Source organism: Desulfosporosinus sp. I2, assembly GCF_000960765.1.
In the GTDB taxonomy this organism is placed as follows: domain Bacteria; phylum Bacillota; class Desulfitobacteriia; order Desulfitobacteriales; family Desulfitobacteriaceae; genus Desulfosporosinus.
Map to the genome: position 1 here is coordinate 1 of NZ_JYNH01000081.1, position 21008 is coordinate 21008.

Consider the following 21008-nt stretch of genomic DNA (forward strand, 5'->3'; position numbering starts at 1 on the left):
AAGCAAAATAGTTTTTAAAGCATTTGTCTTCGTAGTTTCCCATGCCCGTTTCTGAAACCGCCATCATGGCTAACCTGGCTGCATTGGCTTCACCGGCTTCGCGCATTAGGTCAATGATATGATCCACTTGTTCTTGCGTGAAGTCTCTTAGGGCTTCTTGGGCTTGGCGTGCAGCTCGAACCAAATTTCGGGCTTCTTGTAAGGAACATAGGTCTCGATCAAGTTCCATTACGAGCGGCACCTCCCTTTTGTTAGAATTTTAGGCCGTTTTCACAGACGTCGATCACGGCTCTTTGGAACGCTTCACAGGCCGATTTACAGGCACTTTGGGAGCCGGTTAGGAGTCCCCCACCAAAGTTGGTTTCGGTCGGTGGTCCGTAAAAGGCTTTCATCGTCACTTCTGCAGCTTTTAAGGCGGCGTCAAGTCCATACATGGCTTCGATCGGAGGCGCGATCAGGTAGGATAGCGCTTCCCCTTCTGGGATTCCCGCCAATTTGGAAAGGTAGCTTCCGGTTCGCGACACGGTGTGCGGGAACCAGGCGGTTTTTCCGCCGTCACTGGTGTAGAACCAGCATTCGTTTTCCAGGTGGTCAATACAGGCATCCACTCCGGCTCTTACTTCGGCTGGGTTCGGCCCAGCTAGTATGCCTATAATTTCTCCGGATAAGGGCCCCGAGGCTCGTGCTGCTCCACAATAGAAGCTTTTGGCATACACGACTTCTACTTCCGCTTTTTTGGTCGCTTCGTCTAAGGCGACGTAGGTCGAATCATCAATGTCAGCGGTGATCATCCCGATTGAGCGTTGATAGCCTGTGAGACCTAATTTTTCGGCTAGATCGGGGGCCACGTTGGGAATTAATCGGACAGCTAATACTTTTGGCTTTATGGGCTCTATCATGATTACCCTCCCTATGAATGCCGGACGCTTTTTTAGCTCCGACGATTTAACTCGTTTCATGGCTCCCACTATGAGTGGGAGTTAAACGTTAAAGGTTCAGCTTGAGCTAAACAACGTTACTTTGTGTTCTCTACGTTTTTAGTTTTCGGCTTTTCTTCGATGACCGGTAATTTAGGTAGAATGGCTTCAAGTTCCTGATGGGGGCGAGGGATTACGTGACAACTGATGAGTTCTCCAACTCGCTCTGCTGCTGCAGCCCCAGCATCGACGGAGGCTTTAACGGCTCCCACGTCTCCTCGGACCATGACGGTGACTAAGGCTCCTCCAACTTTTACTTTTCCAATTAGGGTGACATTCGCTGCTTTAACCATAGCATCCGCTGCTTCGATGGCTCCTACGATTCCACGGGTTTCTACCATTCCTAGGGCAACTAGATCTTCTCTTATAGCCATTTGCTTTTACTCCTTTCACTCTCTAGCACTATTAATGCGTAAATATTCTTTTCACTCTCACATCCCATTATATAAGGACAGCTTGAAGTTATCCATAAACTCTTTTGTCGTTAAGCCTCCTAGTAGCATAAGCGACGTCCATAATAACCTTGCCAACAAAAGAATAGATTGCGACCTTCTACTCAAGATTAACGCCCGATGCCTTAGCCTTTAGTATTTTTTTTATTAAACTGGCTAAGTGGGCGCCCGCTTCCGCCGCAGGAGTTCCGCCTTTGTGAATATTACTGATCACGGTTCGTTCACTCTCTACCATCCCTAATCTTGGATTATATGCCATATAGGCACTCATACTCTCGGCCGTTCCCAGACCGGGTCGTTCTCCGATTAGGATCACAGCAGCTTCGGGTTTCAGTTCTTCACCAATTGTATCCATCACAGCAACCCGACCATGTCGAACAAAGATTGTTGTTCCCAGCTTCACGCCCATTCCTTCAAGGCCCTGTGTTAAAGCTGGAAGAAGATTTGGAATGTTAGCTTCAACTGCTTTACTAGAAAGCCCATCGGAAACTATGATTTGGACCATGGCACCCTTTGGGCACCTTTTCGAGAGTATTTCTAAATTCTCAGCGTCAAGTTTTCGTCCTAAATCTGGCCGTGTAAGATATTCATCTTTCGACTGGCAAAGGGTTTGAATGGAAACCATATTATACTTTACTGGGAAATCTTCAGGTACTTCACCGAGTACAGAGTCTTGCGCTACTGCATGATCTGCTCGGAAACGAAGTAACGTATCTGTCAAAGGACGGGGACCACTACGCCAAACTCCGATGCGAGCGGGGGTTGAAAGCTTCATTTCTTCATAGAGTGCCTTATTAACTGGATTGGGTACTTGCAAATAACGTTGCAAATCGATTTCTGTTAAATCTGTTATCTGACATTCATCAATATTCGATGAATTTGTTAACGGTAAAGTACTATACAAAGGTTGAATTTTTCCTTTTCCATCCCTTTAAGGAACTCTTCTACGATGTGGCGAACACTATCTTCCAAGCTCATTTTTTATCCCCCCTTACCTTGTAAATATCGTCGCATCTCCAGCACGGCCCGTAAGCTTCCCCTTAGCTAGAATTCCCATTGATTCTGCCCAAGTCTCAAATTCAGGTAGTGGTCTTAGGTTAAAAAGTTCTCGTAACGTCGCAATATCATGGAAACTAGTACACTGGTAATTTAACATCACATCATCCCCCATAGGGATCCCCATAAAGTAAGTACAGCCTGCTGCTGCGAGCAGAGTTGCCAGATTTTCAATATCATTCTGATCTGCTTTCATATGGTTGGTATAACAAGCATCAACCCCCATTGGTAAACCGGTAAGCTTACCCATAAAATGGTCTTCAAGACCTGCCCTGGTCACTTGCCGAGTATCATAGAGATATTCCGGGCCGATAAAGCCAACGACAGTATTTACTAAAAACGGGTTATAATGACGGGCTAGCCCATAACATCGTGCCTCTAAAGTTACTTGATCAGCACCATGATGAGCCTCAGATGAAAGTTCCGAGCCTTGTCCTGTTTCAAAATACATAATATTAGGACCTGTCGCACAACCCTCTTTTAAGCCAAGAGCATACGCTTCATCTAGAATTTCTTGACTGACTCCAAATGCCTCATTCCCACTCTGTGAGCCAGCAATAGATTGGAATAATAAATGAACAGGCGCCCCTTTTCTCAAGGCCTTCATTTGAGTGGAGATATGTGCTAAAACACAAATTTGAGTAGGAACCTTCCACTCCTCAACAAACTGATAAAGAGTTTCCAAGCTACGTATAGTAGCTGGAACAGAATCGTCAACAGGATTCAGTCCAATCACTGCGTCCCCAACACCATAGGACAACCCTTCGCGCAAACTGGCTAAAATCCCATCAACCCCATCTGTTGGGTGATTCGGTTGCAGCCGAGAAGCTAAGCAACCTTTTTTTCCTATCGTCGTATTACAATGGGCCAAATTTTGAATTTTAGCAGCCCCTAATATTAAGTCGAGATTACTCATAAGTTTGGTAACTGCGGCGACCATCTCTGAGGTGAGACCGCGACTAATCCTTCGGAGATCAGATCCGGTAGTTTCAGTTCTAAGAACATACTCTCGGAACTCTGCAACACTCCAATTCTTAATCGTGTGATAGATAGGCTCATTGACATCAGCATCAATGAGGCGTGATACCTCATCTTCCTCAAGCGGTACGACCGGATTTCTCCGCAAATCTTCCAAAGTTAATTCCGATAGAACTCGTTTTGCAGCGATCCGCTCTGCAGCATCTTCGGCTGCAATACCAGCGAGAATATCACCTGACTTAATTTCGTTCGCTTTTGCCAGAATATCTTTAACATCTTTAAAATTAAACGTTTGACCAAAAAGTCGTGTCTTTAGCTTCACAATTTCACATCCCTTCTGCAGTGTCTATCAATTAGCAAAAACTAATGTCTTAACAATCACAGGTACGGCATCTTGATATGGTAATGGTTTAGCAATATCCAGAAAGTCTCCAAAGGCCAGCTCGATACCATCCAAACAAACCAGTGGAATAGAAGGGAGAAGTCTTTGCAGGGTTTGTCCCAGCACTTTAGCAATATCTTGTTGAGCGATAATCACTTTTGGCTCTCCTTTAATTAAGGGTAGTTCGCAGGCAAGAGTTTCTGCTAAGGTGAGAATCGTTAGAAAGTCTGTATTGTCCAAGGATGGTACAACCAGCGCTACTGTGCGGTAGAAAGAGTATTTCTCTGCGGATTTGAGCCACGATAACTTTCCTGACGCCTCCCATTCCGGGTAGACTGCTGGCACATTCCGTAACGGAAGTGTATGTTTGCTAACCGTAATGGTCGATCCTGATACATTGACCGTGTGGGCTCCAGCCCCAAGTACTGTGGCATGGATCGTCTCAGAACCTTCATGGACGAGAAGGGATGAATAAATCCGACTTTTCTGAAATGCCTCTGCCAAGAGTGGCCCAACATCCCCATGGATCCACCATTCCTTAATTCCAGGAAGATAGATATACTTGGCAACCCCTCCGGAAAAAACCACTCCGTCAAGCTTCACATCCGGTAGCAAATTCGTCATTATTAGGGGTCTATCTTGAGGAAGTATAGGTTCTTGGAAAATAACTCGTTCAACACATTCCACCATACTCTGTATACAGGTTTGAATAACAGCCAATTCATCCCCACTTTGGGCCTGATAACGGTTCGGATAGCATCGATTTATAATCTTCTGAGTGGGAGTGGAAATGTAGCTTAAACGGTGCGTCAGCGGATCTACCTCCATAAGACGACCGCCAACATTAATACACGCCGTCCCTATGCACTTGCCCCGATCAAAATAGGCAATATTTGTAGTCCCTCCACCGATGTCGATGTTGGCAATACATGCATGTAAGCGCTTGGAGAGCGCCTCGGCTCCCGATCCTTTTCCAGCGATTAAACTTTCGAGATCTGGTCCAGCCGTTGCTACAACAAAATCTCCGGCATACGCTGCCAATGAATGGATAATTTCTGAAGCATTTTCCTTTTTAGCAGTCTCCCCCGTAATAATAATGGCGCCGGTGTCGATTTGTTCAGGGCTTACTCCAGCTTTCTCATATTCCTTCGCAACAATTTCACGAAGTGCAGCACCGTCTACATGTTGACGATCTTCAAAGGGAGTAAAGTGAACCTTACCCATATAAGAGATACTTTTGTGGCTAATTTCTACTTTTGGCACTTGGCTACCAGGCATTACATTGACTAGGGTGAGCCGCGAAATGACCAACTGAGTCGTTGTTGTTCCGACATCGATCCCTACGCTGACTAATGTCATCTCTTTTGCCATGATTATTTTTTAGGCACCTCTCCCTGCATACTCCTAAGAAATTCAGTCATCAAAACGACTCTACTAAACGGTTAAAGCTAAATCTTTAAAATTGTAGTATGGCAAAGACATAAACCACAGTGAGCCTTTACAAAGTTGCAAACTCAATAAAAATTCATAGGCCCTTCATCCTATCCCAGTTACCCGGACGAGATGAAGGGCCCTATTGCCCGCTATTACTTTGTAAAATATCTAATAAGACGGGTCTGCGCATCATTCTTCTGAAAGCAGATCATAATTTTATAATTCGCTACTAATTCCATTATTCCTTCTATATTAAATAGTTTCCTCGAAATATTTGCGAGTTTTCACGGAGTCACTATACTGAATGATGATGTGTATCTGGGGCAATATAGTCAATGTCTTTATTATCGTCAAATGCTGATTTTGGTCCTTTAAACCAATGACGTACACTAATCAAATACCAGGGGATAAGAAAAGCCCAGACGATTAATAAGACTACTCCCGTAAAGTTGAAATTACTCACTGTTATCGGATAGGATACAGGCAGCATAAACAGGATGCCACCAAAAACTGTCCAGAGAATTGCTACCCATCCAATTAATGGGCTCCATGATCCGAGAGTCCACGGGCCACTCTTAAAACGATCCTTATGAATATTTCTTAAGAATACAGGAATAACGTAAGCAATATATAGTCCAATAACCGCAATAGAGGTTACGGCTGAATATACCACGGTACTAAATAATGCGGGCAGCGCAAGAATAAAGGCTAAAGTAATGGATAGATATAACGCGTTTAAAGGAACGTGACGATCATTTAACTTATACCAGATCTTAGACTTAGGCATTCCATCATCACGTGCGAACGCAAAAATCATTCGCGAATTAGAGGTTATAGAAGCAGTTCCACAGAAAAATTGAGCAACAATGGCAATTAAGAACATTAATGTTCCAATAGTACCCCCTAAACGCGTTGTCAGAATGTAGAGCACCGCATTTGTGGAACCTAGAGTATCCTGTAGATCAGGCATAGCAACTAGAAAGCCAATAATAAGTAGGTAGCCTGCAATAGCCGATACGACCACCGACATCAGAATTCCACGGGGTGCAGTCATTTCAGCCCCTTCAGTCTCTTCTGAAACGTGAGCAGAAGCGTCATAACCTGTAAATGTATAAGAAGCAACTAACAATCCTAATAAGAAACCGTACCAATAAGGAAACCCTGTACCTGTAAACTGGGTATGATACATGAAGTTTAGAGGATTCTCATGATGAGGAGCAAAGAACAGTAAAGCACCTACGATTACTATAACTCCTCCGATATGCCACCAGGCACTTATATTATTTAAAGAGGATACCAAATTGATGCCCCTAGAATTGATATAAGCTTGAAGCATCAGAATCACGGCATAGATTACTAAAGTTGCTATGGAACCTGCCTGTCCATCGGCTGGAATAATAGAAAAATATTGATTTAACAAAGCATCCACAAACATCGCTAACCCATAGTCAATACCAGCTGTTACGGCAATTTGGCCAATTACGTTAAACCATGCTGTAAACCAACCCCAGCCAGATCCTCCTAATTTGGAGGCCCAATAATAAAGCCCACCAGCTGTAGGATATGCTGAGGCAATCTCTGCCATTGAAGCAGCTACAGCAATCGCAAAGATACTTACGATTGGCCAACCATAAGCCAATGCTGATGGACCTGCAACATTAAGTCCAAAGCCAAACAGTGTCAGGGTCCCAGCAAGTACAGAAATAATGGTAAATGAAATTGCAAAATTTGTGAATCCGCTCATTGATCGAGCTAATTCTTGTTTATAACCAAGTTCATGCAATCGTTTTAGGTCTTGCTTAACAATTTCGTCTCGTGATAATTTTGACACAATCCTCACTCCCTTAAAATAAATATTGTCCAGAAATCCCTGAAATTCATCCTGGCTGTTTTTATGAAAACTTTCTGAACTTCACCCCCTTTCTAAAAAAACTAGATCAATAACCGGAAAACCAAAACCACCTCCCTTAATCGTATAAATAACTGATAGAACTGTAATCAATATTCTTAAAGCCCTTCAAGCTCATCCAGCAAATATTGGATGACTTGAAGGGCTTTATTGCCCACTATTCCTTTGTGAATTAATAATTCGTCACTTATCAAAAATATTCCTGTTATATTTATGCAATATTAATATTTTTCTGAAAATTTCTTTATACAAACTAAAAAGCCCTTCAAAATATCAAGTCAGTCTTGATATTTTGAAGGGCCACATTGCCCAAACCTTATCCTTAAGCTAGAAAATAAATGTTATCTTGGTTGCTAAATTTTATTATTCGCCATTAATATGTTAATTCCTTTATTAATAAAAAATAAATTTTCTAAACTCCAGAAGACATTATTACTTAAAAGAGTGACCCTTCCATGAAGTTTGTTTCAGAAATTTAAGATAATCCTTAAGCGAAAACTGTTATAAAATCAAAGACCTTTCATCCATCTCGGTAATTCTGGATGGGATCAAGATTTATTTTTTTTAAAAGCTTTAGGATCCCCATGCACAATTTGAGTTGCAAGTTTTATGACCGTAATGCGAAGATCCATGGCCTGATGAATAAGCAATTGATGCGCTTCATAATCACTGATTCCATTACGTTCTGCGAGTATAGCACGGGCACGGGCGATTAATTTTTGACTTTGTAATTCCAGTTGGGTGTTTTCTAATTTCGTACGGACATCTTGCAACTCTCTCCAGCGAGCATAGGCAATTTGAATTGCAGGAAGAAGATCTCGTTCGGTTATTGGTTTGACAAGGTAGCCATACACGCTTACTTTCTCTGCCCTATTAATAAATTTAGACTGACTGTAGGCAGTAAGCAATAAGACGGGAATGTTCATAGAATGTAAGACTTTAGCCACTTCCAACCCATCTAGCCCTGGCATCATCACATCCAGAATCGCTAAATCTGGAGCCAAAGACTTCGCCAATTCTACTGCTTTCAAGCCATTATTTGCTTCGCCGCAAACAATATGTCCAGCCCCTTGCAACATTTCTTTAATATCTAAGCGAATTAGTGCCTCATCGTCTGCAATTAAAATGGATAGTTCGCTCATAACTGCCCCTCCGAACTATGTTTTGGAAAGCTAACCGTTACAATAGTCGCTCTTTCTATACGTTCCATTCTAAACTCTCCACCTAATTGATCTCCCACTAATGAATCAACAATCTGTAAACCCAAGCGCCTTTGTTTTACTTTATCGAAAGGTACATCTGGATCCGGCCCATTGTCTTTTATTGTAAGGTAAATCGTTCCTCTTTTTTCGGAGATAGATAGGATAATTAGGCCCTTTTCTAAGAAACGAATTCCATGTTTAAAACTGTTTGTCAAAAGTTCATTAATGACTAAAGCTAACGGAACAGCTTGTATACTCGGCAAATGAAGAGTTTGTCCTTCGACATGGGCCTCAATGCTCTGCTCAGGCGACATGGAGCTTTCTAACAAACTACTAAGAATGCGCTGAGAAAGTTCCCTTAAATCAACCGAGTCACGATCTTGGCAGGCAAAAACATCATGAACCATGGCAATAGAGATTATTCGGTTGATACTTGCCGAAAACTCAGATTTTACAACGTCTAAATCCGACCTCCTCATCTGCAAACGAAGTAAAGCTGCAACATTTTGGAGATTATTTTTAACTCGGTGGTGAATTTCTCGTATTACCGTACTCTGGGCACTTAGTTCCTGTTCTTTTTTGCGAAGGTCTGTTATATCCCTAAACGATATTACACAACCACTTAGATCTCCATAAGTCACTAGTGGAAACGCCTGGAAGAGATAGCTTTTATTTAGAATACAAAACTCTGCCGGGTTTTCAAGAGTATCTAATAATTCAGTCAAAGATGAGCAATTAACCATGGAAAACAAGAAATCCTGTCCAAGAGCTTCAAATCCATAATACTCTAAATAGATTTCTGCAGCCTTATTATTGACGTATGTAATTTTACTGGATTTATTTAAAACAAACAGTCCGTTCCCAACCCAGCTTTCGAACTGTGAACCTGTCATCGACAAATTCATTAACGTGTTACTCAGGCGTTCGGCCGTTTGGGTCAAAAACTCGACTTGCTCTTCCTGCCGTAGTTCTTCGGAAATATCTCGTTCCATAATGAGCGTACCAATTACATCGTTCGCTGCGTTACGAATCGCGACCACCGTTTGAGCAATAGGTATTCCCTCTTGGCTAACTCCTCGCACATTACGACAGGTTTCACCCGTTTTGAGCGTTCGATAAACCGCAGGCTCACTTTTAGCTAACGCTAATTCACCCACGACATTATGTCCATACAAGGACCGATTTTCTGGACAAGCCCACGCTAACACCACAGCATCGACTCCGTCTTTCAGCGGTGCATCTATAAAAATATCGGTCCCTGTCATTTCAGCAGTATGTGGGATCTGCAGAGCCATTGTTTGTAATACCTTGATATCATCATCGGTGAGGTTTGTGTATTCAGTACATAACTCCTTAATGGTTTTGCAATTCATTCAACGCCTCCAATCGCATACGCAAAGGAGCAAATCCTCCACCATCTATGCTGGAGGTTGTATAAAAAGGTTCTTCAATTCCTGCATAGTTTAAATAATAACTTGCTTGTTTTATGTCAGCTGTTGGTAGATCGACTTTAGTTATGATCCCTATAACTGGTTTGCGAAAAACTTTCGAAAATTTTGGCGGATAGAATGTCCTTTTTTTCGTAGCATCTTGTAGTGCCCAAATTTCTGAAACTTGATGACTCGTATCAATTAAAACATGATAAAAGCGAGGGATTTCAAGATATTCGCCCGGACAATCGATAAAGACGTTAGAAAAATCCAACATTTGTGTTTTTTGATAGCTAACTTGCTCATTCATAAGCATTTGTTTCAAAGTGGTTTTACCGGCACCAATTCCCCCAATAAGAAGTATTTTCCCCATTAACTTCTCGTCACCTCAGCTGCTGAAAACCCTAGTATATTAACAAGAGTATTTACTGCTGCCCGTAATGCTGCTTCGACACTAGAAACATCCCCAGTAATCACTAGGGAACCAGTAAAGCGATCTAAAAACCCAAGTTCTATATCCCCTGCTTTACTAGCAGCATCAGCAGCAATAATTGCTGCCTCACTGGGGGTAATTGTCATAATTCCAATTGCTCCTTTGGTTACGATTCCTAAACGCTCATGAATATCTCCTTGTGGGTTTGGGATAATATGAGCCATTGTTACTTGTTTACCTGGAACGTATTCCTGGATCACACGCTGTTTTTCAACCAAGCAAAACACCACCATTTCTAAAACTTACGAACAATCAACGTCGTCAACGACTGAGTACTTCGTCGAAAATTATTAAAGTCCTTCTTATTTATACCCAGCTTCTTTAAAGTAATTTTTCCGAAGGACGAGATCCGCAATATCCAGACCTTTAATTTGGTTTTCTTGTTGCGTACTATTTTCAGCTTTTCCCATGTACAGTCGGTTGGACAAAACGGCGAAATCCTTTGTGGTATTTAGTAAATTGCGTCCAAACACTGTGTTATTATAACGGTCTTCGTTAACACCCATCAGGTAGGCAATTGTAGGCATCGTATCAATTTGTCCGCCTGTAGTCGCGATCTCTCGTCCGTTCATGCCTTTATGATAAATAATCAGGGGGATTCGTTTACTGTCATCGAGCCACCAACTCTCCTGCGGCTGAACTTCTTTAACTTCATCATTATAATATTTGTGTACTCCAGTATGATCTCCGTAGATAACCACCACTGTATTATCCAAAGCTCCTTTTTTATCGAGCGACTCCAAAAAAGCTCCAATTTGCTCATCGGTATAACGAATACTTTGGAAATAACCGCCTAATTTCGTCTTATTTAAATCATCACTTAAAATAAGTGATCGGTATTGATCAGGTAAATCAAAGGGGCTGTGACTTGTTAAAGTCACCATAAAATTATAGAACGGTTGTTTTTGTTGTTCAATTACGGGCACTATTTGTTTAAAATAGCTGCCATCGCTGATTCCCAAGCCGATTTTCTCATCTGTATTGAATCGGGTTTCGTCCATCGTCTTTTCAAAACCTATGGATGTTAGGGCAGGCATCCAATTCCAGTAGGACCCTTTATCAGGGTGAATGGCTAAAGTACTGTACCCATCCTCTCTTAAAATCTTAGGCAGTGAATTATAAGTGTTGTTTGGGAATCGAAAAAAGGTCGCACCACTACGAACCGGATAAACTGAGGTGTTTGTCATTAGATCGGCATCCGAGCTTGTTCCATTATAAACTTGTTCGTAAAAATTGGAGAAATATAAACTATTGCCTAGAAGTTTGTTAAGATTAGGAGTGACTTCTTGCCCATTAATTTTTTGGTTTATTACGAATGCCTCGAGTGACTCAACTTGAATCACCAAAAGATTTTGACCCTTATAAATTCCATGATACTCATTAACCGGTGATTTTTTCTCTTGGTTTTGAACAAACCAATTCTTAATTTCCTGATTTTCCTCAGGCGTTAATTTAGGGGCCCTACTATCTTTAAGATAGTTATATATATCGAAACTATGGTACCCTAACGGGGAAAGGTTAGACATGGTCTGATTCGGAGACCAAGCAATTCTAAAAAGCATCCCATCCCCATTTCCCTTAAGATCCAATTGAACATGTTGATAATAAATATACGAGACCGAAATTATCAGAAGGATGAATAGGGTATAAATATTTCTTTTCGTCCTAACATAGAACTTCTTAAACTTAAATCCAATACCCAATAAAACTACAAGATCAAGGATAAACAAAAAGTCGATCTGACGTAGCATCGATATAACGCTGCTATAAAGGTTATCCAGATTCGTTGTTTGGCTGAGCAAATAAGGGGATATAAAGCTAGTGTAACCACGGTAATACATTAAATCTGTAACAAGCAGGATAGAATACAAGCTATTACAACTAACCAGAAACCAAAAACGGGTCCTGCCCTTAAACAGAAAGGCAAAACTCAATATAACAATACTAAAACAAACGTAAACCGCTAAAGGCGGCGAAGAGCTAAAACTATAGAAAGCTTTTATATAGCTATAGCTTGTCGCATTATCATTATTGATAAGACCAATAAAAAGGATAGATTTAAACAACATCGCCAAAGTAGTGAACAGAAAAACACTATCTTTTAGCCATCCTAAGCTAGATGAGATAAGAGTGTGTAACACTTCATATAAATTATTCGGAACATAAGTATGATTTTTTAACTTCGTATTGATATCTGTGAAATCATCTTCGAAACGAGCCAAAAATACACCATTCCTTTGCGAGCCTAGATTAATGAACTTAATAATATTCGACAAAAATCTGTATTATCCTTTAATAAATCAATTTTGAATTATATTCCTTTTGTATATTGATCTTTAATCTAATAAGTAAAGAGTTGGATTAAAACCAATATGGTCAAAACTCTTTATACATCAATTATTAATGTTAAACTATAAACAAGATAAATACTCTGAAGATTCTGATGATTGTAGGTATTTGGATATGTTGCACTATAACCCCCACCCCAAGATACGAGTTTATGTTGAATTAATAACCGCTTGCGTTATTTTCTTATTGATAATCATTACTCTTCCGCGAAATCTCTCCTGGGCGCTTCGGGCTACAATAGGAATTACCGGAGCTTCGGTTTGGTTATGGGTATTAGAACCAATTCCTTTGGCACTCACTTCACTTTTAGTGATCGCAGCTTTACCAATCCTTAAGGCTACTTCCCTAGATACTGCTTTAATTGGTTTTTCCAACGGGTCTACTTTCTTAATCATGGCCGGATTTATGATGGCACAAGGCGTAAATAGTACCACTCTGGGAAAGCGTTTTGCTAATTATTCCATCATCCGGTTCGGGGGAAGTATTCACGGAGCTTTACTTGGAGTGTTAATAGCCCCTCAAGTATTAAGTCTAGTTATTCCAGCAACGGCAGTAAGGACAACTCTCCTTTTGCCTGCGGTTATGGCAGTTATTGTCTCGATGAAACTATCCCAGAACTCTAACATAGCAAAATTATTAATCCTTGGACTCACTTTTGGAGCATGTATTAGTGGAGTGGGTTTGTTACCGGCTGCTCTTGCTAATGTATTAACTGCTGATCTCTTAAGGAATATCCTTGGGCAAGAGATTTATTATTTCACTTGGTTAAAGATTACTTGGCCAGTATGGCTCTTCATGGTCCCCATTACTTGGTTGATTCTTCCAAAACTATTTCCCCCAGAAACAAAAAAGTTAGAGGTAAATCAGTTACGCATCGAGCTTATGGAATTAGGACACTTATCAACACAAGAAATAAAATGCCTTTTGATTCTAGCTCTAACGGTCGGTCTCTGGATGACTGAATCATTTCATAAATTACCGACAGCAGTCCCTGCAATATTAGCAACTGTTCTCATGGGTTTGCCTGGAATTGGAGTTACCAGTTGGAATAAATTAAAAGACATTGAATGGGGAACCGTCATTTTGATCGGTGCCAGCTTATCTATGGCCTCCGCCCTTAATAACTCAGGGGCCGCTGATTTCCTCGCCGGGGAATTATTATCCTTTCCCGGACTACATGCAGGGTTATCTAACCCTCTGCTATTAGTCATTCTACTGATCGTTCTCACACATTTTTATCACCTTGTGGTTACAAACATTTCAACTGTTGTTCTGACTTTAATCCCCATTATGCTTCAAATAGCCCTAAAACTCGGAATAAATCCGCTCTTGGTAGCAATGACCATAAATATCGCAACATTATTTGGATTTCTTCTCATAGTTCAAACCCTGCCCGGTGTCATTACCTACACCACTGGGATATATACCCCTAGGGATATGTTGCGAGCAGGCTTTTGGCTCACCTTAGCCTCATTGATTGTGATGGTGATTACCGCATTAGTCTGGTGGCCAATGATTGGACTTAAATAAAGTCACAAAGAAAGTGAAAGACACCCAACACATTTGAAGGGTGTCTAATTATTATTGAAACTGACCCTAAACCGCTACAGCAGTTGAATATGTTTGTGCATAAAACATTTGACCATTCAAATTATCTGGAATTGGCGATTTACGGCAATTCAGATGAAAGTAATTGCCAAAGAAAACATTCTTGAAGTGTCAAATTTGGGAAAACTATGCTTTCGGTGTTAGAAAGTTAAATCAGGGAAGTAATGGTTAACCGATCTTCCCAGGAATTTCGGGATACCCGGTAACGGCTTGAATTACCCTGTACAGTGGACGCAGCCTCCGATAAGTCTTGGAATAAACCTTCTTGAACAATTCGTCATAGATCTTGACGGATTTAGGGTTTGGTTCAAACACCCTTCCTACGTTTGTCATTTCCCGAACTGCAGTCTCAATATCCGGATAGAGCCCCGAACCCACTGCTGCTAAGATAGCTGCTCCAAGGCCTGAGGCTTCAATCACTCTCGACCTACGCACAGGGAGATTAAATACATCTGCAGTGATCTGCATCACCTGATCGCTTTTCGATCCTCCTCCGCACACAGTAAGTTCAGTGATCTGCACTTTGCTGCGTTTTTCGATGCGTTCTCTTCCTTCACGCATCGAATAAACCAATCCCTCTAACAGTGCACGGTAAATATGCTCTCTCTTATGTATTCCGCCGAAACCAATGATGCACCCCTTAGCTTCTGGCCCAGGATATCTAAGACCGGGAGACCAAAATGGTTGTAAAAGCAGTCCCAGTGAGCCTGGGGGAACTTCGGCCACCATTTCTTCCAACAGAGATTCTGTAGAAACTCCCCTTTCCTGAGCAATTTCCTGTTCTTTCAAGGCAAACTGTTCTTTAAACCACGAAACCATCCAAAAACCCCGGAAAGTTTGGATTTCTAAGTTATAGGCACCTGGATTAGCGCTGGGATACGGTGGTACTAGGGGAATAGGCTCAACATAATGTTTAGAATTAACACCTATAGTGGCGGTAGTACCAAAACCGATACATCCTTGATGAGATTCAAGGCAACCAGAGCCAAGCACTTCGCAGGCTTTATCTGAAGCACCTGCAATGAGAGGTAATCCTTTTAGCAACCCGGTAAGTGCGGCAGCTTCAGCTGAAATGCACCCCATTTTGCTTCCAGGGGGCACCAATCGAGGAAAAACATCGGCCTTGACCGGAATAGCCTTCCACTTCCAGTGGTTGGGTGATGGCCAAGTCTGTCTGCGATAATCAAACGGAACATAACCGACTATACATCCTATTGAATCTACAAATTTGCCCGTTAATTTATAACTTAGAAAGCCAGATAGGAAAAGATAATGCGCAGTTTCTTCCAAAACCTTCGGTTCATTTTCCCTCAACCAATTGATCTCAGCCTCAGCCTGTAAGGTATACAGGGTCCCACTAAGACCTGAAATTTTAAAAATGGTTTCCCAAATTGGCCCTAGGCTTGGCAGTTTTTTGGCGCGCCTTTGATCAAGCCAGAGGATGGCAGGGCGGAGCGGATGACCACTTTGATCGAGGTTTATTACTGTACCGCGCTGAGAAGTTAGCGCAACTGCCGCAATAGATTCTACAGAAACTTTCCCTCCGTTCCATAATTTATGGCAAGATTCCGCCAAACTCTCCCAATAGAAGTTGGGATCCTGTTCGGCCCACCCCGGATGTGGTGAATAATAAGGTACAGGATAGACGACTCGAGCATGGTCGATCAGCTGACCCTTTAGATCAAACGCTAAAGTCCGCACGCTTTGGGTCCCTACATCAATCGCTAAAAGAATTTCTTCACCCATAATTTCTCCTCCTAAGTCGAAACCTGATGTCAGATGTCCAAATCCTCAAATACCTACCTGCTTTTTCATTCTGGTCCCATTGTTTGAACGTCGTTTAATCGATAAAACTGGCTTTTCTACCTAGGTTTTGCCTTAGAGAGGGTTCATGAATGTGAAGTAATTAAACCAGGGCTATAGGCGCCCCGCCAAAGTTCTAAATAATGGGTTGCTTCATGTTCCCACTGCTGATCACCCCAGCCTAGTTCTGGCTGTACGATTTCACGGATCTGCTTTAGCAGATCAGCCCCTCCGTTCGGAACTAATAAACCCAAGCGTACACGGCGTAATAAGAGGTCCTCTAAGTGAACGACTCTCTCATAGCGGGCTGCCCAGCACAGCTCGGTCCACATAATATTGGTACCCGGGATAACTTCCTGTTCACTCTCATTCGCCTGCTGTAGCATGGCCGTTCCATTATCATAACCATAGCGTCCAGCTAAACGTTGATAAGCAACTCCTTCTTGTTGAGTCTTGGAAATTAACCAATCAGTTCCCTTTGAAACTGGTTGACTGTTTCTCTTACCAATTCCCGTTGTGGGTATATGCTTCCGTACCTTGGCCAAGGTTTCTCTGGCCAGTAAACTGAAGGTGGTCATTTTTCCACCAGTTACCGTCACCAATCCATTATCATTCCAGATAACATGGTCACGTGATTCTTTAGAAGGATTTGCCTTACCAGTATTTATTACAGGACGCACCCCAGAAAAGGTGGATATGATATCCTTGGCTGTCAGGTTAAGAGACGGAAAGTTTTCCCTAACCCCTTCTAAGAGGTATTCCCCTTCACTATAACTAATACACGGTTCCTCAGCTAGCGAATGTTCATGGTCAACATCAGTAGTACCGACCAGGGTGATCCCTTCCCAAGGGAGTACATAGACCGACCGGTTATCGGCAGGATGGAAGAAGCTCACTGCCTGAGCCAAAGGGAAACGCCAGCTCGAGAATATTAAATGACTTCCCCTCAGCCGACGCATGCGAGGAGATCTACTCATCTGAGAACGCAATTCATCTGCCCAAACGCCAGTTGCGTTTATCACCAGTTGTCCCCGTACCTCTACATTTTTTTTACTTACTTCATCTTTTAGTGTTGCACCCTGCACTCGACCAGTCTTATCCTTACAGACTTCTTCTACCTTAACGTAATTAAGAGCTATGCCTCCTAAGCTTTCGCCTTCTTGAATTACCCTCAACACCAACCGGGCATCATCAGTACGGGCGTCTCTAAACCGAACTCCCCCAGTTAATCCATGACTATCCATCGTGGGGACCTGCATGCCAAAATTCACGGCATCTAATTGGCAGTGGTCATATCGAAAAGCCATAAGGTCATATACTGTCAGACCTGCGCCTAGCAAATAGGGAGTTAAGCGGTCATTCTCATAGTAAGGGACAAGAAACCCCATCGACTCGACCATCCCCGCATAATCTCGCAACAGCTTTTCCCTTTCCCTAACGGAATGCCAAGTAGTCTTAATTTGACCCTGCCCTAAATAACGCAAACCACCATGGACCATTTTACCGGAGCGGCTGGAAGTACCCCAGGCAAAGTCGCGTTGTTCCAAAAGCAGACATCGGAGCCCTGCCCGCGCCCCCTCACGAAACACTCCTGCTCCAGTTATTCCTCCTCCCACTACAATAATATCCCATGGTTTTTTCAGTTCAGCCAAGATCTGATCGCGCTTCACGATATCCTCCCCCTTATTTGATCAATTTCCCGGGATTCATCATGCCTTCGGGATCTAGACTGCAGCATAGAGAAGAAATCATCTCTATCCCCAGCTCTCCCTTTTCAGCGGCCAAATAGGGTTGATGATCAATTCCAACTCCATGCTGGTGGGTAATAGTCGCTCCCGTTCGTACTATTGCTTCACAGGCTGCTTTTTTTAAGGCCTGCCAGCGCGACATTGTCTCAGACGGGGAATCCGCTAACCTGAATAGGTACGTAACATAAAGACTCGTACCATGGGGATAGACATGAGAGAGATGAGTAAATACATGAACTTTTTCATTCACTCCCTTTAACGCATTACGTAAGCCCTCTTCAATCGCTTTCCATGTTTCTGGGGCCTTATCCCAGGGAACTGCCGTTTCCAATGTATCAACTGCATAGCCAATATCCCACAGATTATTACGTATATAGGGCAACTTAAAACGGCTTTTGTACCAGTGTTTACCAACCGATGTACCAACATAGACTCCATGGTGTTCCTTAATAATTTCCTTAGCCCTGCGTAATGCCCAGTGAACTTTTTTCTGAGTACCTTCGGCCCCATAAAGAAGCATGGATTTTTGTTCTTTAATACCATGCCAAGCAAGCCAGCGATACAACAGGTCCATTTGCCACCCATGTTTGAGACTCAGGGTTATCGCCGTCTCCTCAGGTAAGCTCAGTCTTATCATAGAAAGTGGAATTCGAGCTTGGGCCAGTGCACGCACAGCAGCGACGCCTTCTTTCCTTCCTGCAAAAAAAGCTGCGGGAAAGATCTCTGTTTCTGGCAATGCAGTCACTTTGATGGTGCATTTTGTGACAATTCCCAATCTACCCTCAGAACCCATAATGAATTCTCGCAAGTCAGGCCCAGCAGCGGAAGCCGGAAAAGCAGGTATCTTAACCGTACCAATCGGAGTCTCCATCTCACCTCCGACAAATAAGCTTTCTATTCTCCCATATCCCAAGGAAAAATGTCCGGCAGAACGGGTAACCACCCAGCCGCCCAAAGTAGACAATTCAAACGACTGAGGATAGTGCCCCAAAGTAAATCCTTCCGCCCTTAGAGCAGCCTCTAAGTCCGGTCCCCGCACTCCTGCTTGAAACGTTGCCAGGCATCCTTGTTTATCAAGTCGCAATAGCTTGTTCATTCGCCCCATGTCAACCGTAATTACAGACTGCTCGCCCCTCGGAACAGTTAGGTGACCGACAACACTGGTACCCCCGCCGTAGGGAATCACTTGAGCTAAAATTTCTTTGGCAAAACGCAGTATCTCGCGGACATCATTGTCGGATTCTGGAAAAGCCACTCCATCTGGAAAAGTGGGCACTAAACCCCCTCGAAAATATATCCAGTCAGACATACTCTGTCCGGCACAATGGCGTAAACGTACCTCCTTGTCAGTACTTATCAACCGATGGTCCGGCAGGCGTGATGCTGGTACCATTGTCACCATTTCTTCTAAAGAAATATTATTGGGAGGTATTGCAGGGCCTATCAGCTTAGCCAAATACTCACTCGCCGCTTGGGGAACCTCAAAATCAACGGTATCATCTCCCCATCCGTTCCATCGTCTCATTATGAAACCCCTCCTCTACCATTCTCCTCCTACTTAACTTGATTCTTATAACATCGAAGAACTGCTTTCATAACCTCCTTTGTCACCGTTTCAGCCCCTTGAGGATCTGATGCCATAGCCGTAGCCAAGAGGTCTTGATAAAATTGTAGTGATAATTGACGATTTTCGCTTACCATGAAGTAGCGCCTAGCAGCTTGAACATATATAGCACCAAAACTATTTAACATAAGACGATAAATTGGATTTTTGGCCAAATTAACTAACTTTATTTGTAACTGCCAATCAAATAAGGCAAATACTTCGGCCACATCTTTAAGTTCATCAATCTCAGTAAGTGTAGCTACTACCTTAGCCGGACAACAGTGTACAGCATCTTTTACGTAGGCCGGTGCGAGAACTGACCTTACCTCCAGCAAGTTTATTATAAAATCTTCAGGTACTTCTTCAGAACTTTGCACTATATTTACTAATGTGTTCAAGTTACCTTCACGCCAGAAATCATTTACTAGCGTATGCTGGCCCTTGCGGACAGTAAACCACCCATCCCGTTCCAGACGTTGAATAACCTCGCGCAAAGTTGGGCGCCCAACTCCCAGCTTAGCGGCTAGGTCACGTTCGGGAGGAAGTTCACTTCCTGGTGGATACTCTCCTAGAAGAACTGCTCTAATTAACTTGTTTTCTACAAGATCCGATGAGCGTATTGGTAACTTAAATTCTTCTTCCATGTAATACCTCTATTCCATTGTGGTAATATATATTCCATCTTGTGGTAATACCATTATTTTATATTATTCAGTATATTCTGTCTAGTGTGGAAAACTCAAAAATTCCTAAATTAATATACATGAAATGTTAGGAGTTACGATAACGGAAGCAACCACCAATAATTGAGTATTCCTTTTAAGGAATATTAATTAGAGGAGTGGAGCTCAATGGGCAAAGTGCGATTATCCATTGGTTATAAACCCAGTATAAGCCAAGGTATACCAATGGAAGTAGTTGATGGGTCTATATCTTTAAGCCGTACCACGTGGATGTTTTGTTTGCCATCAAAAAGTATTTTTATAACACAAAGAGACTACCTCGTTAGATAGTCTTTTCGCTTATTACCTGGCGATACGATAGTCTCCCGTGGAGACTATCGCCACACGGCGCCTCATGACGAACACTCCTGCAATGTGACGAAAGGCGGACGAGCCTTTCGCCACACTGCGACTTATAAGGCACTCTCCAGCAGTGTGGATCCCGAACGGGTGGAACCCCGGTGCCCGAGATGCCTCGAATCTTTACAGTATTACAAAACACAGAAAAACTACCTCGTTAGAGATAGTTTTTCGCTTGTTACCTGAAGATACGTTAGGCGGATGAGCCTAACGCCACACGGCGTCCCATGACGAACGCTCCAGCCGTGTGGATTCTACTTTCCCAGGAGCTATGCTCCAAGTATCCTTGGCCCTGGAACGAAAGGCACGATAGTGTCCGGTGGACATTATCGCCGAGCCACCCACCTCAAAGGAAGACTTAGTGGCGAAGGGGAGCCTTTCGCCACACTGCGTCCCAATACGCATTCTCCTGCAGTGTGGATCGAACGGGTGGAACCCCGATCTTTCATTCTTATTAACACTTGTTATGAACACAAAAATGCTATCTCGTTAGAGATAG

At 42.7% G+C, this 21008-nt stretch carries 17 protein-coding genes and 1 pseudogene; 2 read left to right on the plus strand and 16 right to left on the minus strand.

The features are described 5' to 3' along the window. From UF75_RS16535 to UF75_RS16590, 12 genes and pseudogenes are all read right to left on the minus strand, one after another. Window positions 1-229 (minus strand): annotated as a pseudogene (locus UF75_RS16535) (acetaldehyde dehydrogenase); the annotation flags it as partial. Window positions 230-251: 22 nt separating this feature from the next. Then, window positions 252-899 carry an ethanolamine utilization microcompartment protein EutL gene (gene eutL, locus UF75_RS16540; protein WP_045575691.1) on the minus strand — a complete coding sequence of 216 codons (648 nt, stop codon included), beginning with the start codon at window positions 897-899 and terminating at the stop codon, window positions 252-254. Between the two features lie 116 nt (window positions 900-1015). Next, window positions 1016-1351, minus strand: a complete 336-nt coding sequence (locus UF75_RS16545; RefSeq protein WP_045575692.1) for a BMC domain-containing protein — start codon at window positions 1349-1351, stop codon at window positions 1016-1018. Window positions 1352-1529: 178 nt separating this feature from the next. After that, window positions 1530-2333 (minus strand): ethanolamine ammonia-lyase subunit EutC, encoded by an 804-nt coding sequence (eutC, locus tag UF75_RS16550; RefSeq protein WP_045575693.1) that lies wholly within the window; start codon window positions 2331-2333, stop codon window positions 1530-1532. 87 nt (window positions 2334-2420) lie between these two features. After that, a complete protein-coding gene (locus UF75_RS16555) occupies window positions 2421-3785 on the minus strand; it encodes an ethanolamine ammonia-lyase subunit EutB (RefSeq protein WP_045575694.1) in 1365 nt (454 codons plus the stop codon). 27 nt (window positions 3786-3812) lie between these two features. After that, a complete protein-coding gene (locus tag UF75_RS16560; RefSeq protein ID WP_045575695.1) occupies window positions 3813-5216 on the minus strand; it encodes an ethanolamine ammonia-lyase reactivating factor EutA in 1404 nt (467 codons plus the stop codon). Window positions 5217-5574: 358 nt separating this feature from the next. Next, the gene (locus tag UF75_RS16565; RefSeq protein WP_045575696.1) at window positions 5575-7110 is read right to left on the minus strand and encodes an amino acid permease; all 1536 of its coding nucleotides are present in this window, start codon (window positions 7108-7110) and stop codon (window positions 5575-5577) included. 626 nt (window positions 7111-7736) lie between these two features. Further along, window positions 7737-8330: a response regulator gene (locus UF75_RS16570; protein ID WP_045575697.1), complete on the minus strand. Its 594-nt coding sequence runs from the start codon at window positions 8328-8330 to the stop codon at window positions 7737-7739. Continuing rightward, window positions 8327-9763: a sensor histidine kinase gene (locus UF75_RS16575; RefSeq protein WP_045575698.1), complete on the minus strand. Its 1437-nt coding sequence runs from the start codon at window positions 9761-9763 to the stop codon at window positions 8327-8329. The genes UF75_RS16570 and UF75_RS16575 overlap by 4 nt, the downstream gene beginning before the upstream one ends. Continuing rightward, entirely contained in the window at window positions 9744-10193 is a 450-nt protein-coding gene (locus UF75_RS16580; RefSeq protein ID WP_045575699.1) for a EutP/PduV family microcompartment system protein, read from the minus strand. The genes UF75_RS16575 and UF75_RS16580 overlap by 20 nt, the downstream gene beginning before the upstream one ends. Further along, window positions 10193-10531: an ethanolamine utilization microcompartment protein EutS gene (gene eutS / locus UF75_RS16585; RefSeq protein ID WP_082075192.1), complete on the minus strand. Its 339-nt coding sequence runs from the start codon at window positions 10529-10531 to the stop codon at window positions 10193-10195. The genes UF75_RS16580 and eutS overlap by 1 nt, the downstream gene beginning before the upstream one ends. Window positions 10532-10615: 84 nt before the next feature. After that, complete coding sequence (locus UF75_RS16590) at window positions 10616-11902, minus strand: LTA synthase family protein (RefSeq protein ID WP_242860283.1); 1287 nt, start codon at window positions 11900-11902, stop codon at window positions 10616-10618. An 814-nt stretch (window positions 11903-12716) separates the two neighbouring features. On the opposite strand from UF75_RS16590, the gene UF75_RS16595 reads away from it, so the two are divergent. After that, the gene (locus tag UF75_RS16595) at window positions 12717-14192 is read left to right on the plus strand and encodes a DASS family sodium-coupled anion symporter (RefSeq protein ID WP_082075193.1); all 1476 of its coding nucleotides are present in this window, start codon (window positions 12717-12719) and stop codon (window positions 14190-14192) included. Between the two features lie 246 nt (window positions 14193-14438). Here the strand turns inward: UF75_RS16595 and UF75_RS16600 are convergent, their stop codons facing one another. The 4 genes from UF75_RS16600 to UF75_RS16615 form a co-directional block, all read right to left on the minus strand. Next, window positions 14439-16016: an FGGY-family carbohydrate kinase gene (locus UF75_RS16600; RefSeq protein WP_045575702.1), complete on the minus strand. Its 1578-nt coding sequence runs from the start codon at window positions 16014-16016 to the stop codon at window positions 14439-14441. Between the two features lie 143 nt (window positions 16017-16159). Continuing rightward, the gene (locus UF75_RS16605) at window positions 16160-17743 is read right to left on the minus strand and encodes a glycerol-3-phosphate dehydrogenase/oxidase (protein ID WP_045575703.1); all 1584 of its coding nucleotides are present in this window, start codon (window positions 17741-17743) and stop codon (window positions 16160-16162) included. Window positions 17744-17756: 13 nt separating this feature from the next. Beyond that, window positions 17757-19346: an FAD-binding oxidoreductase gene (locus tag UF75_RS16610; protein ID WP_045575704.1), complete on the minus strand. Its 1590-nt coding sequence runs from the start codon at window positions 19344-19346 to the stop codon at window positions 17757-17759. Window positions 19347-19375: 29 nt separating this feature from the next. After that, window positions 19376-20071 carry a GntR family transcriptional regulator gene (locus UF75_RS16615; RefSeq protein WP_045575705.1) on the minus strand — a complete coding sequence of 232 codons (696 nt, stop codon included), beginning with the start codon at window positions 20069-20071 and terminating at the stop codon, window positions 19376-19378. A 750-nt stretch (window positions 20072-20821) separates the two neighbouring features. Between UF75_RS16615 and UF75_RS29635 the strand changes: the two genes are divergently transcribed. After that, window positions 20822-21008, plus strand: a 187-nt coding sequence (locus UF75_RS29635) for a hypothetical protein (protein WP_207642485.1), incomplete at its 3' end; no start/stop codon positions are given.

What these genes read in the sequence shown, in the direction of transcription:
- UF75_RS16545 (WP_045575692.1), bottom strand. Translation starts at nt 1,351, where the DNA reads ATGGCTATAAGAGAAGATCTAGTTGCCCTAGGAATGGTAGAAACCCGT.
- UF75_RS16595 (WP_082075193.1), top strand. Translation starts at nt 12,717, where the DNA reads ATGTTAAACTATAAACAAGATAAATACTCTGAAGATTCTGATGATTGT.
- UF75_RS16575 (WP_045575698.1), bottom strand. Translation starts at nt 9,763, where the DNA reads ATGAATTGCAAAACCATTAAGGAGTTATGTACTGAATACACAAACCTC.
- UF75_RS16600 (WP_045575702.1), bottom strand. Translation starts at nt 16,016, where the DNA reads ATGGGTGAAGAAATTCTTTTAGCGATTGATGTAGGGACCCAAAGCGTG.
- UF75_RS16560 (WP_045575695.1), bottom strand. Translation starts at nt 5,216, where the DNA reads ATGGCAAAAGAGATGACATTAGTCAGCGTAGGGATCGATGTCGGAACA.
- UF75_RS16610 (WP_045575704.1), bottom strand. Translation starts at nt 19,346, where the DNA reads ATGAGACGATGGAACGGATGGGGAGATGATACCGTTGATTTTGAGGTT.
- UF75_RS16570 (WP_045575697.1), bottom strand. Translation starts at nt 8,330, where the DNA reads ATGAGCGAACTATCCATTTTAATTGCAGACGATGAGGCACTAATTCGC.
- eutL (WP_045575691.1), bottom strand. Translation starts at nt 899, where the DNA reads ATGATAGAGCCCATAAAGCCAAAAGTATTAGCTGTCCGATTAATTCCC.
- UF75_RS16615 (WP_045575705.1), bottom strand. Translation starts at nt 20,071, where the DNA reads ATGGAAGAAGAATTTAAGTTACCAATACGCTCATCGGATCTTGTAGAA.
- UF75_RS16580 (WP_045575699.1), bottom strand. Translation starts at nt 10,193, where the DNA reads ATGGGGAAAATACTTCTTATTGGGGGAATTGGTGCCGGTAAAACCACT.